Origin of the sequence: Mesorhizobium sp. M1A.F.Ca.ET.072.01.1.1, assembly GCF_004023325.1 — a bacterium.
In the GTDB taxonomy this organism is placed as follows: domain Bacteria; phylum Pseudomonadota; class Alphaproteobacteria; order Rhizobiales; family Rhizobiaceae; genus Mesorhizobium.
Genome location: NZ_RZSF01000052.1, coordinates 15,149 through 28,616 on the forward strand (window position 1 = coordinate 15,149; position 13,468 = coordinate 28,616).

Consider the following 13,468-nt stretch of genomic DNA (forward strand, 5'->3'; position numbering starts at 1 on the left):
AGTCTCCGTCCCGGAGCCTGTTATGGACCAGTCCGCGTTCAGATATCCAGCACGTCGGCCTCGGCGAATTCGGCACGTTCCTGGATGAAGCGGAAGCGGGCCTCGGGCTTGGTGCCCATCAGCGCGTCGACGGCATCCTTGGTCGCCTGCTCGGCATCGATCACGTCGACCCTGAGAAGCGTGCGCTTCCTCGGGTCCATCGTGGTTTCCTTGAGCTGCGAGGCCATCATCTCGCCAAGGCCCTTGAAGCGGCCGATCTCGACCTTGCCGCGCCCGGTGAATTCGGTGCGCAGCAATTCGTCCTTGTGCGCGTCGTCACGTGCATAGGCCACCTTACCGCCCTGACGGATCGAATAGAGCGGCGGCACGGCCATATAGAGATGGCCACCTCGGATCAGGTTAGGCATCTCCTGGAAGAAGAAGGTGATCAAAAGCGAAGCGATATGCGCGCCGTCAACGTCGGCGTCGGTCATGATGATCACGCGGTCGTAGCGCAGGTCCTCGTCGCGATATTTCGAGCGCGTGCCGCAGCCGAGCGCCTGAACCAGGTCGGAAATCTGCTGGTTGGCGGCAAGCTTGTCGTTGCCGGCGCTGGCGACGTTGAGGATCTTGCCGCGCAGCGGCAGCACCGCCTGGCTGGCGCGGTCGCGCGCCTGCTTGGCCGAGCCTCCGGCCGAGTCGCCCTCGACGATGAAGATCTCGGCGCCGGCCGCGGCATTCTGGGTACAGTCGGCGAGCTTGCCCGGCAGGCGCAGCTTGCGTACGGCGCTCTTGCGCGAGACTTCCTTTTCCTGACGCCGGCGCACACGCTCATCGGCGCGCGCGATCACCCATTCGAGAAGCTTCGAGGCTTCCTGCGGGTTGTCGGCCAGCCAGTGGTCGAACGGGTCGCGGATGGCGGTTTCGACGATGCGCATCGCCTCGATGGTGGCCAGCCTGTCCTTGGTCTGGCCAACGAATTCCGGCTCTCGGATGAAGACCGACAGCATGCCGGCGGCCGAGATCATGACGTCCTCGGTGGTGACGATCGAGGCGCGCTTGTTGCCGATGAGATCGGCATATGCGCGAAGCCCGCGCGTCAGCACGTTGCGGAAGCCCGCCTCATGCGTGCCGCCCTCGGGAGTGGGAATCGTGTTGCAGTAGGAGTTGAGAAAGCCGTCGCCGCCGAACCAGGTCACCGCCCACTCCAGCGAGCCGTGGCCGCCCTGCTTGTCGCTTTTGCCTGCGAAGACTTCGCGCGTGACCTGGAATTCGTCGCCGAGGGTGGCCTTGAGGTAGTCCTTCAGGCCGCCCGGGAAATGGAACTCGGCTTTGGCCGGGGTTTGATCCTTTTCCTTGATCAGCGAGGGATCGCAGGTCCAGCGGATCTCGACGCCGCCGAACAGATAGGCCTTCGAGCGAGTCATGCGGTAGAGCCGGGCCGGCTCGAAGGCGGCGCCCTTGCCGAAGATCTGCTCGTCGGGATGGAAGCGGGTCCTGGTGCCGCGGCGGTTGTGCACCTCGCCGAGGTGCTCCAGCCCGCTCACCGGAACGCCGCGCGAGAAGCGCTGGCGATAGAGCTGGCGACCGCGCGCGACCTCGACCTCGAGGTGATCGGACAGCGCGTTGACGACGGATACGCCGACGCCGTGCAGACCGCCGGAAGTCTCATAGACCTTGGAGTCGAACTTGCCGCCCGAATGCAGCGTCGTCATGATGACTTCGAGCGCCGGCTTCTTGAACTTCGGATGCGGATCGATCGGAATGCCGCGGCCATTGTCGGTGACGGTAAGAAATCCGTCCGCCGAAAGCTCGACGTCGATGAAGGTCGCGTGGCCGGCCACCGCCTCGTCCATCGAATTATCGATGACCTCGGCGAAGAGGTGATGCATCGCCTTGTCGTCGGTGCCGCCGACATACATGCCTGGGCGACGGCGCACCGGCTCCAGCCCCTCAAGCACCTCGATGTCGGCGGCGCTGTAGCTCTCGCTGCCGTCGCGGGCGGCGGCCGAGCGCTTCGCGGCCTGCACCAGCGGATCGGCCGGCCGCGAGGGCGCGCGTACTTGCTGGGGCTGCTTTTCCGGGTTGCCGAAAAGATCGCTGGTGTCGTCCATGCTAGCCATTAAGTCCAGTACTGCGAATCACTCCTCGATACTGCCACGCTTTTGGCGGGCGAACGAGTTCCTGTTCCGTTCAGGGATCAAACTGTCTCTTATTCCAAAACCATTCGATAACCAAGCCGCCGGAAATAGGGCGGGCTCCACCCCTTTGGATTCCTGATTCTTTAACATTAACGCCTAGCGTGAGCCTCAACGACAAAAGACCACGGGGCGTCAGGGGTTTCGTTGTGAAGGGCAGGGCCATAACCATGATCGGCATCGCAGCCGTTTTCGGCGCGATCTCGATCTTTGCCGCGGACTTCTGGGTCAAAAGCCAGGCGAGGGCCCAGTCCGAGCAAAAGACGGCATCGATCGTGGTGCCGCACGAGCCCAAAGTCGAGTTCAAGACCATCGTCGTGGCGAATGCGCCGCTACGCTACGGCATGCAGCTCGACCGGTCGCAACTCACCGAAATTCCGTGGCCGCAGGATTCTCTGCCGCAAGGCGCCTTCCCGACAATCGACAAGCTGCTGGCAGAAGGCAGCCGCGTTGTGCTGTCGCCGATCGAAGTCAACGAGCCGGTGCTGCTCGCCAAACTGTCGGGACCGAACGGCCGCGCCACACTTTCCAACATGCTGTCTCCGGGCATGCGGGCCGTCACCATCCGCACCGACGAGATCGCCGGCGTCGGCGGTTTCATCACGCCGGGCGACCGGGTCGACGTCGTGCTGACGCGCGATGCCGGCGAAATCCAGGAAGTGTCCAAGAACGCGCAAGGGGCAGCCGGCTCGACGGTCACGTCCGAAATCGTCGTGTCCGACGCCAAGGTGCTTTCGGTCGGGCAGGGCGCGGACGAGCGCAAGACCGAGCCGCAGGTCGCCAATTCCGTGACCCTCGAGGTCACGAACGAAGGGGCGCAGAAGGTAGCGCTCGCCCGCACCGTCGGCTCCTTGTCGCTGTCTTTGCGGTCCGCCGCCGATGCCAGCGCCAGCGGCAACGGACTTACCACCATCTCGTCCTTCGGCGGCTCGGTTGCCGCGGGCGCCGAGGCAAGCGCCGCCTCGCTGGTCAAGGCGGTGGCGAAGGAGCCGGAAGAGCCGAAGTTCAAGACGGTGATCGTGTCGCGCGGCACGAAGGTGGAGGAATATAAGGTTCCCTCCAAGCCCGCCGACGGAGACGTCGTTCCTTCCAACGAACAAGAACAATAGCCGGTGGGGACCGGCGGGAACGGGACAATGCATGTGCTGAACAAAGAACGGACCACGAGAGGGCTGCGCCTTCTGCGTGCTATGGTGGCGGGCGCCTTTCTGGCAGCCGCCGGAATGCTGGCCTTTGGGGCGCCGGCCCAGGCAAACAACGACGTCGTATACGTCTCGGCGACCAAGAACGCCTCGATCAAAGTCGCCAAGGGCAAGCCCAAGACGATCATGACGAACGCGGCCTTCTATCAGATCGTCATCGGCGATCCGGAGATCGCCAACGTCAATCCGCTGACCGACAAGTCCTTCTATGTGCTGGGCAACAATCTCGGCACCACCGGCATCGCGCTGTTCGATCAGAACAAGCAGCTCGTCGGCACCATCGACATCGAGGTGACGCTGGACACCGACCAACTGGCCAACACCATCCGCGCCAGCGTGCCGGATGCCAAGATCAAGGTCGGTTCGGCCAACGGCCGCGTGGTGCTTTCGGGCGAGGCGGAAGACGCGGTCGCGGCCGACAAGGCGAGCAAGATCGCGTCGCGCTTCTCCGGCAATGAGGAAGTGATCAACTCGGTCAACATCTCGTCCTCGCAGCAGGTTCAGCTCAATGTCCGTTTCGTCGAGATCAACCGGCAGGCGGGACAGGATCTCGGCGCCAAATACGGGGCCAATTTTGCCTTCGGCGTCGGCGGTCGCGACGTCATCATCGACCCGGGCACCGTGCCAACCGCCGGGACCGGCGAGATCATCGGCCGGTTGCTTTCCAACGGGGTTTCGATCGACATCGCCATCAAGGCGCTGGAAGAGCGCGGTCTCGCCCGGCGACTGGCCGAGCCGAACCTGATCGCCCGCTCGGGCCAGACCGCGAGCTTCCTTGCCGGCGGCGAGTTCCCGATCCCGGTGTCCGAGGACAACGGCAAGATCAGCGTCAGCTACAAGAAATACGGCGTCGGTCTGGATTTCACGCCGACCGTGCTCAAGGGTGGACTGGTCAGCCTCGATATCGCGCCGGAAGTTTCGTCGATCGATCCCTCCGCGTCGATCGAAGTCAGCAGCGGCATTTCCATTCCTGCCTTTATCGTGCGTCGCGCCAAGACGTCGGTCGACTTGAAAAACGGCCAGAGCTTCATGATCGCGGGCCTTCTGCAGTCGCAGAACGACATCACCACGTCGCGCCTGCCAGGGCTCGGCAAGCTGCCGGTTCTCGGTCCGCTTTTCTCCTCGAAATCCTATCAGCGGCGCGAGACCGATCTGGTGATCATCGTCACGCCCTACCTGGTCAAACCGGTTGACCCGTCGAAGAAGATGGTCGAGCCCACCGACGGAACGCGGCCGCCAAGCAATGCCGACTACTTCCTGAACAACACCGAGGAAGTCGACGCTTCCGCTCCCAAGCGCCCCTTGGCGCTGGCCGACGGCAGCGGGGCCCGTCCGGTGGCGGCGACCACGTCGGGCCATTTCCTCGATCTGCCGAAGGACTGAAGCCATGCGTCTGGCTCCTTGCATCGCTCTGCTGCTCGCCGGCGCGCTCTCCGGCTGCACCAGCGACGACTATGTGCGCACCGAAGGCGTGTCTCCGGCCGCCGGCAATGCGCAGGCGTCCAACACGGCCATGCAGATGGTCGATCCCTGGCAGTACGGCGTCCAGAACACCAGGCTTCTGGTGCCGGCTCCAAGCATGAGCTCCACGGCCACTGCCGCGGGCGCGAAGGGCGGCGCGGCGCCGGCTTCAACGACATCGGTATCAACGACAGCAGACTGATGGGCTGACGACCATGGCATCGGGCACCAAGACCAAGAAGATCCTGCTCGTTTCGACCGACCGGGCGTTTTCGCAGGACACGCGGACGGCTTTCGCTGCATCCGAGGTCATCGAGCTTTTGACGGTCGAGAAAAGCGTCAACGAACTGCGCGGCGAGGTCCAGGAGACCGATTTCGGCGCCGTCATTGTCGACATGGACGCGGCCAAGCTCGAAGAGATCGAGTCGCTGCAGCGCATCATGCGCCGGATCGAAGGCCGCGTGCCCGTGGTCGTCGTCACGCAGGAATTCAATGCGGCGGCGGTGCGCATCCTGGTTCAGCTCCAAGTCGCCGACTTCCTGGTGAAGCCGATCACCACCGCCGATCTGGTGCGTTCCGTCATTCGCGCGCTGCAGGGGCCGGGGCGGGAGGAAAACTCCGAATCGCAAATCTACACCTTCATGCCGGCCGCCGGCGGTGTCGGCACCACCACGCTTGCCCTGCAGACCGCCTTCCAGCTGCACCATTCGGTGACGCGCGGCGCCTCGACCTGCGTGGTCGACCTCAATTTCCAGCAAGGCGCCTGCGCCGAATATCTCGACCTCGAGCCGCGCTTCGACATCACCGAAATCGAGAACCAGCCCGAACGCCTCGACCGGCAGCTGCTGGACGTCATGCTGTCCAAGCATGCAAGCGGGCTCTGCGTGCTGGCGGCGCCGACGCGCCCTTCGGAAATGCGCTCGTTCAAGACCGATGTCGTGGTGCGCATGCTCGACCTCGTCTCGGCCTATTTCGACAATGTCGTCATCGACATGCCGCGCACCTGGTTCCCGTGGACGGAGACGGTGCTGCTCGGCTCCAACAAGCTCTATATCGTGGCCGAGATGACGGTACCTTGCCTGCGCCACACGCAGCGTCTCATCCAGGCCATCTACGAGACGGCCGGCAAGGAAGTGAAGCCGAACGTCATCGTCAACCGTTTCGAGCAGAAGATGTTCGACAGCGGCATCAAGCAGGCCGACGTCCAGGATATCCTCGGCGAGCACTTCGTCGGCGGCATCTCCAACAACTACCGGCTGGTGCGCGAGGCCGTCGACCGCGGCGTGCCGCTGCACGACATCGATCCGAACGCCAATGTTGTGAATGACCTGAAGAAAATCATCCTGCCCGAGGAGGCGGTGGCGACGACGGCAAAATCGAAGTCGCTGTTCGGCCTCGGCAAGGGCCTCTTGAAGAGGAAAGCAGGATGAGCAGCCGCTTCTCCAACCTGCAGAATCGCGATGTTCGTCCGCTGCGGGCGCCCGAACCCGCGCCCGTTGCGCATCACGCCGTGGTCATTCCGACGACCCGCAAGCCGGCGCCGCCGAAGCCGGAAGCAGCACCCGCAAAGAGCGCCAACAAGGTGCTCGACGCGCGCGTGCGCATCCACCGCATGCTGCTCGAAGAAATCAACCTCGTCGCGCTGGAGCGGCTGCCCAAGGACGAAATGCGCCGCCAGGTGCATGAGTTCGTCTCGGAAAAGACGCGTCAGGAGCGAATGGCGATCAACACCGCCGAGCTGGACGCGCTGGTGGACGACATCGTCGACGAGATGGTGGGCCTCGGCCCGCTGGAGCCGCTGCTCAAGGATCCGGAGATCAACGATATTCTGATCAACGGCCATCAGAACTGTTTCGTCGAAAAGCGAGGCAAGCTGCAGCAGGTCCATATCCCGTTCAAGGACGAGGCGCATCTGCTTCGGATCATTAATAAAATCGTCGCGGCCGTCGGCCGCCGCGTCGATGAATCGCAGCCGATGGTCGACGCCCGCATGCTCGACGGCTCGCGTTTCAACGCCGCGATCAGGCCGGTCGGCGTCGACGGGCCGCTGGTATCGATCCGCAAATTCTCCAAGAACAAGCTCGGCCTGCACAAACTGGTAGAGTTCGGCGCCATCACCCAGAACATGGCCGAGGTGCTGGCGGCGGCCGTGCATGCGCGCAAGACGACGATCATCTCCGGCGGCACCGGCACCGGCAAGACGACGATGCTCAATGCCTTGTCGGCCTTCATTCCCGAGGACGAGCGCCTGATCACCATCGAGGACGCCGCCGAATTGCAGCTGCAGCAGCCGCACGTCGCGCGCATGGAAACGCGCCCGGCAAACATCGAGGGTCATGGCGAGCTGAAGCAGCGCGATCTGGTCAAGAACGCGCTGCGCATGCGGCCCGACCGCGTCATCCTTGGCGAGTGCCGCGGCGAGGAGGCCTTCGACATGCTGCAGGCGATGAACACCGGCCATGAAGGGTCGATGGCGACCATCCACGCCAACACGCCGCGCGACGCCATATCGCGCCTCGAACAGATGCTCGGCATGACCGGCATGCCGATGACGGTGCAGTCGATCCGCAGCCAAATCGCGAGCGCCATCGACATCATCGTGCAGCTGACGCGCCTGTCCGACGGCAAGCGCAAGGTGACCAGCGTCGCCGAAGTGACGGGCATGGAAGGCGACGTCATCCAGATGCAGGAGATCTTCCGCTTCGTGCGCACCGGCATGGAGGCGGACGGCAAGATCGTCGGCCATTTCGAGGCAACGGGCATCCGACCGCGCTTCCTCGAGGACCTGCGCAACATGGGCATTGAATTTCCGGGCAAGTATTTCGAACCCGGCCGGCCGCAGGAGTAGCCGGTGCTCGAGGGATTCAGCCCGATCTATGCCGTCTACGCGGCGGCGGCGCTCACCGGCATCATGATCGCCGAAGGCTGCTACCTGCTCTATGCCGGCCGCAGCGACAAGCGCACGGCGATCAATCGCCGCATGAAGCTGGCGGAGAACAAGATCAGCCAGGAGCAGGTGCTGATCCAGCTGCGCAAGGAGCGCGGCATGGAAGAGGGCACGCCCCTCCTTTCCTTCGATCGCTTTCGCGCCTTGCGCACGCAGTCCGGCATGATCATGCCGATGCCCAAATTCCTCACGATCACGTCGGGGATAGCGTTCGCTCTGACGCTTTTGGCCGTCTGGTACGGCCTGCCTTTGCTGTTCGGGCTGATCCTGCTTCTGGTGCTGGTGCCGGTCTTGCCGGTTATGGCGATGCGTTTTCTGCGCAAGCGCCGGCATAAGCGCTTCGGCATGCAACTGCCGGAAGCGCTGGAGCTGATCACGCGCGGCCTCAAGGCCGGCCACCCGGTGCCGGTGGCGATCGCGATGGTGGCGCGCGAGATGGCCGATCCGATCGGCACCGAGTTCGGCGTCGTGGCCGACGAGGTGACTTATGGCTCGGACCTGGTTTCAGCGCTCAACAACCTGTTCGATCGCGTCGGCCATGAGGACCTGCCGCTGTTCGTCACCGCTGTGTCGATCCAAAGCAGCTCCGGCGGCAATCTGCGCGAGATCCTCGACGGGCTGTCGTCGACCATCCGCGAGCGCGGCAAGCTGCGGCGCAAGGTGCGCGCCATTTCGACCGAAGGCCGCATGTCGGCCTATATCCTGACCGCCGTGCCGGTGCTTCTGTTCACCGCCATCATGGTGCTGATGCCGCAATTCTACCACGAAGTGTGGGGGATACCGAAGACCTGGTACATGCTGGGCGGCTCGATCCTGTGGCTCCTGCTCGGCAATGCCATCATGTTCAAGATGTCGAATTTCAGGTTCTGAAATGGACGAGGTCATCCGCTTCCTTGCCTCGCTAGCGCCGACATCGCTGATGCCGGTGGCGGTGCTGCTGCTGGTGATGGGCGGCGGCGCGGTGGCCTGGCCGCTGGTCGTCGCGCAGGGCGACCGCAACGAGGTCAAGCGCCGGCTGAAGGTCGAGGCGGCGCAGCCGATCGAGCAGCCCGAGCCGGCACCCAGGAAAAACGCGAACGCCGTGCGCGAGAAGGCGGTGAGGCGGGCGCAGGAATTCTATGCCAAGAGCGATCCGGAGAATGTCGCGCGATTGCGCATGAAGCTCATCCAGGCCGGCTACATGGAGCCGCGCGCCGTCGGGACGTTCTTCCTGATCCGTTTTGCCGCGCTGGTCGGAATGGCGCTTGGGGCATTCCTGGTCAACCATTGGGCGGCCAGCGCCGAATCGACCGTGACCAGCCGCTGGACGTTCATCATCCTGTCGGGGGCGGCCGGCTATTTCCTGCCCGGCCTGGTGCTGACACAGAAGGTGCGGGAAAAGATGCGCGAATACCGCAATGGCTTTCCCGACTTCATGGATCTGATGATCGTCTGCTCCGACGCGGGCATGAGCATGGAGGCCGGCATCGAGCGGGTCTCGAAGGAACTCGCCAGGACCTATCCGTCGCTCAGCCAGAACCTGCAGCTGGTGTCGCTGGAGCTGAGGGCCGGCCGCAGCCTCGACGATGCGCTGAAGGCGCTCGCCGATCGCCTCAGTCTCGACGAGGTGCGCTCCTTCGCGACGCTCCTGCAGCAGTCCAAGGAGCTCGGCACCAGCCTGTCGGGAGCGCTGCGTGTCTTTTCCGACGAAATGCGCCACAAGCGCATGTCGCTTGCCGAGGAGAAGGCACATGCCTTGCCGGCCAAAATGTCGGTGCCGGTGACGGTGTGCATCCTGCCGGTGGTGCTGATGGTCGCCATCATCCCGATCGTCGTAAGGCTGACGTCACACTGAGGTCGGCAGTGCTGGTTAACGTATTCTTTGCAAGCAACTGAAATTTAGGCGCATTTCGGCACCGAAGCTTAATCGCTCTCCTGTATGGTCCTTGCTGAAGAACGACCCGGCAAATCGGGCGACGGGGCAGGGCATGCGTCACAGACTTTCCACGGCAGCGGCGGTATTGGCGGCCGTCTTGATAATCACCGGCTGCACGACGAACAGCAGCGTCGACAAGACCAAGACCACCGCAATCCAGGCGACGGCCAAGGATATCAGTGCCGCCGACCTGACGGAGGGCAAGGCGCAATTCCGGGAGGCGAATTTCGGTCTCGCAGAACAGCATTTCCGCAAAGCGGTGGAGCTCAAGGCAGACAATGCCGAAGCCTGGATGGGGCTTGCCGCCTCCTATGACGAGCTCGGCCGCTTCGACTTCGCCGACCGCGCCTATGCGCAATTGCTGAGGGTCGCCGGGCGCAAGCCGCAGATCGTCAACAATATGGGCTATTCGCAGCTCTTGCGCGGCAACAAGAAGAAGGCAAGGGCGCTGCTGCTAGAAGCCAAGGCCGGTCTCGCCGACCAGACCGTGGTCAACGCAAACCTGGCGCTGCTCGACAAGAGCTGATCCGCTTTCCGGTTCGTCCCGCCGCGGAACCGTGCCGTAGTTTCAGCGGACATGTCGACGCTTTGTAAACCCTTTGTCGAGCGAGCAGCGGACACTGGCCGAAAACGGTTTGCGCCACGCGTCTACAGGCTACATTGAGGAAGCAACGAGACTCCCCATCGAGAACCTCAGAGATGTTGGATTTCAGCTCGCTCCTGCTCGCGGCGGCGCTGTCGGGCACATGCCTCAGCGTCACCATGCTCGCGATCTGGTTCACCGCGCCGCGGGCGCGTTTCGTGCTTACGGTCGCCTGCGGCATACTCGTACTCGTTGCCCATGTCGTCCTGTTCTGGCGCTATACTAAGCAAGCCAACCCATGGCTCTGCCAGATGGTGCTTGCCCTGCTCAGCCTGGGGTTCCTCGTCATCTGTTTGTCGGCGATGCAGTATCTCGGCATCCGCAGTTATCGCCGCGCCATCGTGCCGGCGCTGGCAGCGATGGCGGCCTGCGCCCTCGTCACCTATTTCGGCTTCGATGGCGTCGGCTTTCTGATCACCTATTCGACGGTGACGGCTCTGCTCGCCGCGATCGGAACGATGTTCTGGATGAAGGGCGATCACGACCGCCGGATACTGCTCGTCGTTTCGTTTCTCAGCGGCGCCTGCGGGATATCCTTCGCGCTGTGCGGCCTGGTGCTGCTGGTGCAAGGGCAATGGGTCCTAGGCGCCGCGCCCGACAACTGGGCGGAGCGGTTGAACTCCGTCGTCGCGGTCGCCTGCATGACCGGCTTCGGCGCGCTGACGCTTTCGCTGCACCATCTGCAGGCGCAGATCGAGCTCAAGGCCGCGACGATGACCGATCCGCTGACCGGCCTGATGAACCGCAGGGCGCTCAACGAGCTTTACGGCGGTCGCAGCTTCGGTCCGTTCATGGCGATCGCGATGTTCGACCTCGACCATTTCAAGACCACAAACGATGTCTTCGGCCATCCCGTCGGCGATCAGGTGCTTTGCCGGTTCGCGGCGGTGATCAAGAAATATGGCAGGGCCGGGGTCGATGCCTTTCGGCTCGGCGGTGAGGAGTTCGCGCTCGTCCTATCGCGCATGACGCCTGAAAGGGCGCACGATATGGCAAGCAGGATCGGGGTCGCTTTCGGCACCGAAATCGTTCCGACTCAACGTGGTCCGTTGCGCAGCAGCGTCAGCGGCGGCATGGGATTTGGCGCCGCCGATGGCCGGACCCTGGACGAGGTGCTGGCTGAGGCGGACGCCGCGCTCTACGCCGCAAAGCGCGCCGGGCGAAACCGCGTGATCGCCCAACGCCAGGAGGACCAGCCCGATAGTGGGCCAGCCCTGCGCTCGGCCTAACTTGCCCTACCGTCTACTCTGCGGCGCCGAGATATTCCGACAGCGGCGGGCAGGAGCAGACCAGGTTGCGGTCGCCGGCGACATTGTCGATGCGCGAAACCGGCGGCCAGTATTTTGCTGCCAGATCGACGTCAGCCGCGGGGTAGGCTGCTTCCATCCGCGAGTATGGATGCGGCCATGCGCCTGCCAATGCCTCGGCGGCAGTGTGCGGGGCGTTGACCAGCGGGTTGTCGTCGAGCGGCCATTCGCCCTTTGCCACCTTCGCCGCCTCGCCGGCGATCGCAATCATCGCCTCGCAGAATCGATCGAGCTCACGCTTGGGCTCGGATTCCGTCGGCTCGACCATCAGCGTTCCGGCGACCGGGAATGACATGGTCGGGGCGTGGAAGCCGTAGTCAATGAGGCGCTTGGCGATGTCGTCGACGCTGATGCCGGCGCTCTCCTTGAGCACGCGGGTGTCGAGAATGCACTCATGGGCGATGCGATCGCTCCTGCCCTTGTAGAGGAGGGGGAAATGCGGCGCGAGCCGCGTCGCCACATAGTTGGCCGAAACGATCGCCGTCTCGGTGGCCTGCTTCAGCCCGGAGCCGCCCATCATGCGGATATACATCCAGGTGATCGGCAGGATCGAAGCGCTGCCGAAGGGCGCGGCGGCGACGGCATGCGCCGAACCTTCCGTGACATGGCCCGGCAGATAGGGTTTCAGATGCGCCCTGACGCCGATCGGGCCGACGCCTGGGCCACCGCCGCCATGCGGGATGCAGAAGGTCTTGTGCAGGTTCATGTGGCAGACGTCGGCGCCGATATCGCCGGGGCGGGCGAGACCGACCAGGGCGTTGAGGTTGGCGCCGTCGAAATAGACCTGGCCGCCATGCTCGTGGATGAGGGCGCAGAGATGGCGCGCGCCTTCCTCGTAGACGCCATGCGTCGAGGGATAGGTGAACATCAGCGCCGCGAGGTTCTTGGAATGCTCGTTGGCCTTGGCCCGCATGTCATCCATGTCGATGCTGCCGTCCTCGGCGCAGCGCACGACGACGACGCTCAGTCCCGCCATCGCCGCGCTCGCCGGATTGGTGCCATGCGCGGAGGACGGGATAAGGCACACGGTGCGGTGGCCTTCGCCGCGCGCGCGGTGATAGGCGCGGATGGCGAGCAGGCCGGCATATTCGCCCTGGCTGCCGGCATTGGGCTGCAGGCTGACCGCGTCGAAACCGGTGATCTCCGACAGCCAGGCCTCCAGGTCGCCGACCATGGCCCGATAGCCGGCCGAATGGCTGGCCGGCGCGAAGGGATGCAGGTTGGCGACATTCACCCAACTCACGGGCATCATCTCGGCGGCGGCGTTGAGCTTCATGGTGCAGGATCCGAGCGGGATCATGGCGCGGTCCAGCGCGAGGTCCTTGTCGGCCAGCCGCCGCAGGAAGCGCATTATCTCGGTCTCGGAGTGGTTCTCGTGGAAAACCGGCTGGGTGAGGAACTCCTTGCCGCGCCGCTTACCGGGCATCGAGCCGGCTGCCACCGTGCCGGGCTTGGCGCCGAATAGCGCCGCGATCGCTTCGAGGTCGGCTTCGGTCGAGGTCTCGTCGAAGGCGATGCCGACGTGGTCGGCATCGATGACGCGCAGCAGCCGGCCAGTCTTCTCGGCGGCGGCGGCTATTGCCGCTGCCTTGCCCTTCACTTCCGCCGTCACAGTGTCGAAGCGATGTGCTCCGAGAACGGCCACGCCCGCTGTCTTCAGCCCCGCCGCAAGGCGGTTGGCGAGAGTGTGGACGCGCTCCGCGATCGCTTGCAAACCGGCGGGACCGTGCCAGATCGCATAGGCCGTCGCCATGTTGGCGAGCAGCGCCTGCGCGGTGCAGATATTGGAGGTCGCCTTGTCGCGGCGGATGTGCTG

Annotated in this window: 11 protein-coding genes; 9 read left to right on the forward strand and 2 right to left on the reverse strand. The window is 64.1% G+C overall.

Going from position 1 to position 13,468, the window contains the following annotated elements:
* Positions 1–38: 38 nt before the first annotated feature.
* Complete coding sequence (parE, locus tag EOA32_RS10530; protein WP_128371711.1) at positions 39–2,093, reverse strand: DNA topoisomerase IV subunit B; 2,055 nt, start codon at positions 2,091–2,093, stop codon at positions 39–41.
* Positions 2,094–2,347: 254 nt separating this feature from the next.
* Between parE and cpaB the strand changes: the two genes are divergently transcribed.
* The 9 genes from cpaB (at position 2,348) to EOA32_RS10575 (ending at position 11,574) form a co-directional block, all read left to right on the forward strand.
* Positions 2,348–3,286 carry a Flp pilus assembly protein CpaB gene (gene cpaB, locus EOA32_RS10535; RefSeq protein ID WP_095829335.1) on the forward strand — a complete coding sequence of 313 codons (939 nt, stop codon included), beginning with the start codon at positions 2,348–2,350 and terminating at the stop codon, positions 3,284–3,286.
* 81 nt (positions 3,287–3,367) lie between these two features.
* Positions 3,368–4,762 carry a type II and III secretion system protein family protein gene (locus EOA32_RS10540; RefSeq protein ID WP_245435196.1) on the forward strand — a complete coding sequence of 465 codons (1,395 nt, stop codon included), beginning with the start codon at positions 3,368–3,370 and terminating at the stop codon, positions 4,760–4,762.
* 4 nt (positions 4,763–4,766) lie between these two features.
* On the forward strand, positions 4,767–5,042 hold the full coding sequence (locus tag EOA32_RS10545) for a hypothetical protein (protein ID WP_095829337.1): 276 nt from the start codon (positions 4,767–4,769) through the stop codon (positions 5,040–5,042).
* Between the two features lie 13 nt (positions 5,043–5,055).
* The gene (locus EOA32_RS10550; protein WP_095829338.1) at positions 5,056–6,270 is read left to right on the forward strand and encodes a response regulator/pilus assembly protein; all 1,215 of its coding nucleotides are present in this window, start codon (positions 5,056–5,058) and stop codon (positions 6,268–6,270) included.
* A complete protein-coding gene (locus EOA32_RS10555; protein WP_067000192.1) occupies positions 6,267–7,688 on the forward strand; it encodes a CpaF family protein in 1,422 nt (473 codons plus the stop codon). Before EOA32_RS10550 ends, EOA32_RS10555 begins: the two co-directional genes overlap by 4 nt.
* A gap of 3 nt (positions 7,689–7,691) precedes the next feature.
* Positions 7,692–8,657 carry a type II secretion system F family protein gene (locus EOA32_RS10560; protein ID WP_095779240.1) on the forward strand — a complete coding sequence of 322 codons (966 nt, stop codon included), beginning with the start codon at positions 7,692–7,694 and terminating at the stop codon, positions 8,655–8,657.
* A gap of 1 nt (position 8,658) precedes the next feature.
* On the forward strand, positions 8,659–9,621 hold the full coding sequence (locus tag EOA32_RS10565) for a type II secretion system F family protein (RefSeq protein WP_095829898.1): 963 nt from the start codon (positions 8,659–8,661) through the stop codon (positions 9,619–9,621).
* Between the two features lie 133 nt (positions 9,622–9,754).
* Complete coding sequence (locus tag EOA32_RS10570; RefSeq protein WP_128371712.1) at positions 9,755–10,228, forward strand: hypothetical protein; 474 nt, start codon at positions 9,755–9,757, stop codon at positions 10,226–10,228.
* A 173-nt stretch (positions 10,229–10,401) separates the two neighbouring features.
* A complete protein-coding gene (locus EOA32_RS10575) occupies positions 10,402–11,574 on the forward strand; it encodes a GGDEF domain-containing protein (RefSeq protein ID WP_128371713.1) in 1,173 nt (390 codons plus the stop codon).
* Between the two features lie 13 nt (positions 11,575–11,587).
* On the opposite strand, the gene gcvP is transcribed toward EOA32_RS10575, so the two are convergent.
* Positions 11,588–13,468: aminomethyl-transferring glycine dehydrogenase (gene gcvP / locus EOA32_RS10580; protein ID WP_128371714.1), on the reverse strand; the 1,881-nt coding region annotated here is incomplete at its 5' end.

Coding starts and splice junctions, on each gene's coding strand:
- EOA32_RS10555 (WP_067000192.1), top strand. CDS start 6,267: ATGAGCAGCCGCTTCTCCAACCTGCAGAATCGCGATGTTCGTCCGCTG.
- cpaB (WP_095829335.1), top strand. CDS start 2,348: ATGATCGGCATCGCAGCCGTTTTCGGCGCGATCTCGATCTTTGCCGCG.
- EOA32_RS10550 (WP_095829338.1), top strand. CDS start 5,056: ATGGCATCGGGCACCAAGACCAAGAAGATCCTGCTCGTTTCGACCGAC.
- EOA32_RS10570 (WP_128371712.1), top strand. CDS start 9,755: ATGCGTCACAGACTTTCCACGGCAGCGGCGGTATTGGCGGCCGTCTTG.
- EOA32_RS10545 (WP_095829337.1), top strand. CDS start 4,767: ATGCGTCTGGCTCCTTGCATCGCTCTGCTGCTCGCCGGCGCGCTCTCC.
- EOA32_RS10565 (WP_095829898.1), top strand. CDS start 8,659: ATGGACGAGGTCATCCGCTTCCTTGCCTCGCTAGCGCCGACATCGCTG.
- EOA32_RS10575 (WP_128371713.1), top strand. CDS start 10,402: ATGTTGGATTTCAGCTCGCTCCTGCTCGCGGCGGCGCTGTCGGGCACA.
- parE (WP_128371711.1), bottom strand. CDS start 2,093: ATGGACGACACCAGCGATCTTTTCGGCAACCCGGAAAAGCAGCCCCAG.
- EOA32_RS10540 (WP_245435196.1), top strand. CDS start 3,368: ATGGTGGCGGGCGCCTTTCTGGCAGCCGCCGGAATGCTGGCCTTTGGG.